Raw genomic sequence first — 4,487 nt, forward strand, 5'->3', positions numbered from 1 at the left:
ATCTACCTGCAACCGATGGTGACCTTGCCGCAGCGCAAGGTCCGTTTTTACGAGGCTGTGACGCGAATTCGCGACGAGCATGATCGTGTGCTCGCGGCCGACGATTTCCTGCCTTATGTAGAGGCCGCCGGCCTGATGGGTCGGGTCGATCACACCATGATGCTGCGTTGCGTTCAGGTGCTGCGCCGCTTGATGGTCCGCAACAAGGAAGTCGGCGTGTTCTGCAACATGGCCGCCGCAACGCTCGGCAGTCCCGCGACGTTCGCGCCATGCCTGGATTTTCTCGAAGCCAACCGCGCGCTCGCGCCCTCCTTCGTAATCGAATTCAAGCAGGCGACGTTTCGCAACCTCGGTCCGACCGAAAGCGAACATCTGGCGGCGCTGGCGCAGCGGGGATATCGCTTCTCGATCGACCACGTCACCGATCTCAGAATAGAGCCGCGCGAGCTTGCCGATCGCGGCGTCCGCTTCATCAAGGTGCCGGCCGCGCTGTTGCTCGATCCGAAGGCCTCGTCGGCATCGGACATTCACCCCTCGGATCTTTCCGACCTGCTTGGCCGCTTCGGCATCGACTTGATCGCCGAGCGAATCGAAGGCGAGCGCGCCGTCGTCGATCTGCTCGATTTCGACGTCCGGTTCGGCCAGGGCTTCCTGTTTGCCCCGCCCCGGCCGCTGCGGCCCGAGGGCGCGCCAGCCGCGGACGGAGCAAGCAAGGCACCGGAATCCAACGGCGCGGTCAAAGCGCCGGCAGCCGACGCGTCGGTTATCGAGTCTTCGCCGCGCGCCACCGGCAACGCCGCGCTGGCGCGGCGTGCGGTTGGTCCGAACTAGCCTAGAAGATGACCGCGCTGAAATTTGCCGACAGGCTGCGCGACCTCATTGGCGGCGTGGACGTCCTGCTGAGCGACATCTGGGGCGTCGTGCATAACGGCCTCGTCGCTTTTCCCGAGGCGTGCGAAGCCCTCCAGAACTTTCGGGCCCGAGGGGGCACCGTCATCCTGATCACCAACGCCCCGCGGCCAGCGGATTCAGTGCAGCGGCAGTTGCGCAAGCTTCACGTCGCCGACGAGACCTACGATGCCATCGTCAGTTCCGGCGATCTGACGCGGAATTTCGTCGCCGACCATCCCGGCCAGAAGGTGTTCTGGGTCGGCCCCGAGCGCGACAACTCGATCTATCGCGGCCTCGCTCCCGTGCTGGCGCCTCTGGAGGAGGCCGACTACATCGTCTGCACCGGCCTGTTCGATGACGAAACGGAATCAGCGGAAAACTATCGCGCAATGATGTTGAAGGCGCGCGAACGGAAGCTCACGCTGGTCTGCGCCAATCCCGACATTGTCGTCGAACGCGGCGACCGGCTCATCTATTGCGCGGGCGCGATCGCCGAACTTTATCTCGAACTCGGCGGCGAGGTGATCTTCTACGGCAAGCCGCACCGGCCGATCTATGAGCGTGCCATCGCGCTGGCCGCCGACCGGCGCGGGCAGGCGGTGGCGCTCGACCAGGTACTCGCGATCGGAGATTCCGTGCGAACGGACCTTGCCGGCGCGCACGGTTTTGGAATCGATTGCCTGTTCGTGACGCGGGGCATCCATTCGGAAGAGTTCGAGGGCATTGATCAGCTCGATCCCGCATCCGTGAAGGAGTTGTTCGGCCATCCGCCACGCGCGCTGACGCGGGAGCTGCGATGGTAAGGCTTGGCAGACCCAAAATGAAAATGCCCGGCTCAAAGGCCGGGCACTGACAAATTCGGCGGGATTGCCGCGCGGCTTACGCGTTCGCCAGATCCGGGAATACCGCCTCGATCTTGGTCTTCAGGGTCGCCGCGTTGAATGGCTTGACGATGTAGTTGTTCACGCCCGCCTTCTTGGCGGCGATCACGTTCTCGGTCTTGGACTCGGCCGTGATCATGATGAACGGGGTGGTGGCGAGATTGGGATCGGCGCGGACTTCGCGCAACAGGTCGTAGCCGGTCATCGGCTCCATGTTCCAGTCGGAGATCACCAGCCCATATTTTTTGGCGCGCATCTTGTTGAGCGCAGCCGATCCGTCGGCGGCATCGTCGATATTCTCAAAGCCGAGCTGCTTGAGGAGATTTCTGATGATGCGAATCATGGTGTTGTAATCGTCCACCACCAGAACCGACATCGATAGATCCACCGCCATCTTCAAACCCCCTCGGCAACAATCGAACACTGCGGGGCCAATACGCAACCCCGCACTCCAACCCAACGACTACCATCAGCCGTTAAACAGCCCGTTAACCGACGCCGGAGCCAATGGGCCTATCCGCTATCCTGTGAGACCCATCGGACCGGCTTGACTTCGCCTGCCGCCTCAAGCCACGGTCCGCCCTCTGTCACTAAGACTTTGTAAATGGCCCGCGATTTTACGGTGATCCGCGATAACGCCCCTCCGGCCTTCATCCCCAAGGGAATGGTCGTGGCGATGGGTAATTTCGACGGTGTTCATCTCGGCCATCGCACCGTCATCGACGCGGCGCTGCGCATGGGCACAGCGCACGGCAAACCGCCATTCGCGGTGACATTCGAACCCCACCCACGAAGTTATTTCAGCCCGAACACCCCCCAGTTCCGCCTCACGGATGAGGCCGCAAAGCTCCGCCTTTTGGCGGGCACCGGCCTTTCGGGCGCTGTGGTGATGACATTCGACAGGCGTCGCGCCGAGACGAGCGCGCAAGACTTTATTCACCACGATCTGATCGAACGGCTCGGAATCAGTGGCATCGCGGTCGGCTATGACTTTCATTTCGGCAAAGGTCGCGTCGGCTCGCCCGGCCTGTTGGTCACCGAGGCGCCGCGGCTCGGAATAGAGGTCGACGTTCAGGCGCATGTCGACATCGCCGAGCGGCCGGTCTCCTCAAGCGCGATCCGCATGGCGCTGGCGGAAGGCCAGATCGATGAGGCGACCGCCATGCTGGGCGGCCCCTGGTTCATCACCGGCGAGGTCGTTCACGGCGAAAAACGCGGCCGCGACCTCGGCTATCCGACCGCCAATATCCGGCTCGACAAGAATTGCGGCCTCAGGCACGGCATCTATGCGGTGCGCGTCGGCCGAGACGGCCAACGCTTCGATGGCGTGGCGAGTTTCGGCCGTCGCCCGACCTTCGACAATGGCGCACCGCTGCTTGAGGTCTTCCTGTTCGATTTCAAGGGCGACCTCTATGGCAGCCGCCTGGACGTGGCTTTTATCGCCTTCCTGCGCGAGGAATTGAAGTTCGACGGCCTCGACGGCCTTATCCGCCAGATGGACGGCGATAGCCGTCGCGCCCGCGCAGTTCTGGCGGCCTCGCCCGGGGCCTTCCCAAAATTGGGGGTCGCGGGCTGATTTTTGCTTGGTCGGGCGGGCTTTGCGATTTCGCCGCCCCCTGCTATGGAAAGCCCATGTTTACGCGGCGCAGCATCGGCATTAGCGGCCCGGCTTCCGCCTGAGCTTTCCGCTCGGCGAGAAGACCGGGATTTGTCGTTCATCCGCCATCCGCCCTCGATCGCGTACCAGAGCCCCCATGTCCGAAAAGCCGCAAAAGTCCGACGTATCAGACTATTCCAAGACCCTGTTCCTGCCGCAGACAGAATTTCCGATGCGCGCCGGCCTGCCCCAGCGCGAGCCGGACATCCTCAAGACCTGGAACAAGATCGGCCTCTATGAGCGCTTGCGCGAGGCATCCGCGGGGCGGCCGAAATTCGTCCTCCATGATGGCCCGCCCTACGCCAACGGCAACATCCATATCGGGCACGCGCTCAACAAGATCCTCAAGGACGTCGTGACCAAGAGCCAGCAGATGCTGGGTTTTGATTCCAACTACGTGCCGGGCTGGGACTGTCACGGCCTGCCGATCGAATGGAAGATCGAGGAAGAAAACTACCGCTCCAAGGGCAAGACCAAGCCGGACTTCCGCGACTCCACCGCGATGGTGGCGTTCCGCAAGGAGTGCCGCGCCTATGCCACGCACTGGCTCGACGTGCAGCGTGAGGAATTCAAGCGGCTCGGCATCATCGGCGACTGGGATCACCCCTACGCCACCATGAGCTACCCGGCCGAAGCACAGATCGCGCGCGAACTGATGAAGTTTGCCGCCAACGGCACGCTCTATCGCGGCTCCAAGCCCGTGATGTGGAGCGTGGTGGAGAAGACCGCGCTCGCTGAGGCCGAGGTCGAATACGAGGATTACACCTCGGATACGGTGTGGGTGAAATTCCCGGTCACATCGCCGGCCCACGGGGCGTTCGCCGGTGCCGGTGTCGTGATCTGGACCACCACGCCATGGACGCTTCCGGGCAATCGAGCGATCAGCTTCTCGCCGAAGATCGCCTACGGCCTCTACAAGGTCACCGACGCGCCCGCCGACAATTGGGCGAAGAACGGCGATCTCCTGATCCTGGCGGATGCGGTGGCGGAAGCCGTGTTCAAGCAGGCGCGCGTTACGGCCTATGAGAAGGTCCGCGATATTCCGGCCGGCACGCTCG

5 protein-coding genes are annotated in these 4,487 nt (G+C 63.0%); 4 read left to right on the forward strand and 1 reads right to left on the reverse strand.

Annotated elements, in window-relative coordinates:
• Together WB528_RS25010 and WB528_RS25015 are read left to right on the forward strand one after the other, a co-directional pair.
• The coding region (locus WB528_RS25010) for an EAL domain-containing protein (protein WP_423891743.1) at nt 1-831 on the forward strand (831 nt) is incomplete at its 5' end.
• An 8-nt stretch (nt 832-839) separates the two neighbouring features.
• On the forward strand, nt 840-1,694 hold the full coding sequence (locus WB528_RS25015; protein ID WP_423891744.1) for a TIGR01459 family HAD-type hydrolase: 855 nt from the start codon (nt 840-842) through the stop codon (nt 1,692-1,694).
• Between the two features lie 76 nt (nt 1,695-1,770).
• On the opposite strand, the gene WB528_RS25020 is transcribed toward WB528_RS25015, so the two are convergent.
• Nucleotides 1,771-2,166 (reverse strand): response regulator, encoded by a 396-nt coding sequence (locus WB528_RS25020; RefSeq protein ID WP_072817184.1) that lies wholly within the window; start codon nt 2,164-2,166, stop codon nt 1,771-1,773.
• 210 nt (nt 2,167-2,376) lie between these two features.
• Here WB528_RS25020 and WB528_RS25025 point away from each other — a divergent pair, with 210 nt between their 5' ends.
• Nucleotides 2,377-3,348 (forward strand): bifunctional riboflavin kinase/FAD synthetase, encoded by a 972-nt coding sequence (locus tag WB528_RS25025; protein ID WP_423891748.1) that lies wholly within the window; start codon nt 2,377-2,379, stop codon nt 3,346-3,348.
• A 178-nt stretch (nt 3,349-3,526) separates the two neighbouring features.
• Nucleotides 3,527-4,487, forward strand: a 961-nt coding sequence (locus tag WB528_RS25030) for a class I tRNA ligase family protein (RefSeq protein WP_423891750.1), incomplete at its 3' end; no start/stop codon positions are given.

It is taken from the genome of Bradyrhizobium sp. (genome assembly GCF_049586575.1).
Classification (GTDB): Bacteria; Pseudomonadota; Alphaproteobacteria; order Rhizobiales; family Xanthobacteraceae; genus Bradyrhizobium.

What these genes read in the sequence shown, in the direction of transcription:
- WB528_RS25015 (WP_423891744.1), top strand. Translation starts at nt 840, where the DNA reads ATGACCGCGCTGAAATTTGCCGACAGGCTGCGCGACCTCATTGGCGGC.
- WB528_RS25020 (WP_072817184.1), bottom strand. Translation starts at nt 2,166, where the DNA reads ATGGCGGTGGATCTATCGATGTCGGTTCTGGTGGTGGACGATTACAAC.
- WB528_RS25025 (WP_423891748.1), top strand. Translation starts at nt 2,377, where the DNA reads ATGGCCCGCGATTTTACGGTGATCCGCGATAACGCCCCTCCGGCCTTC.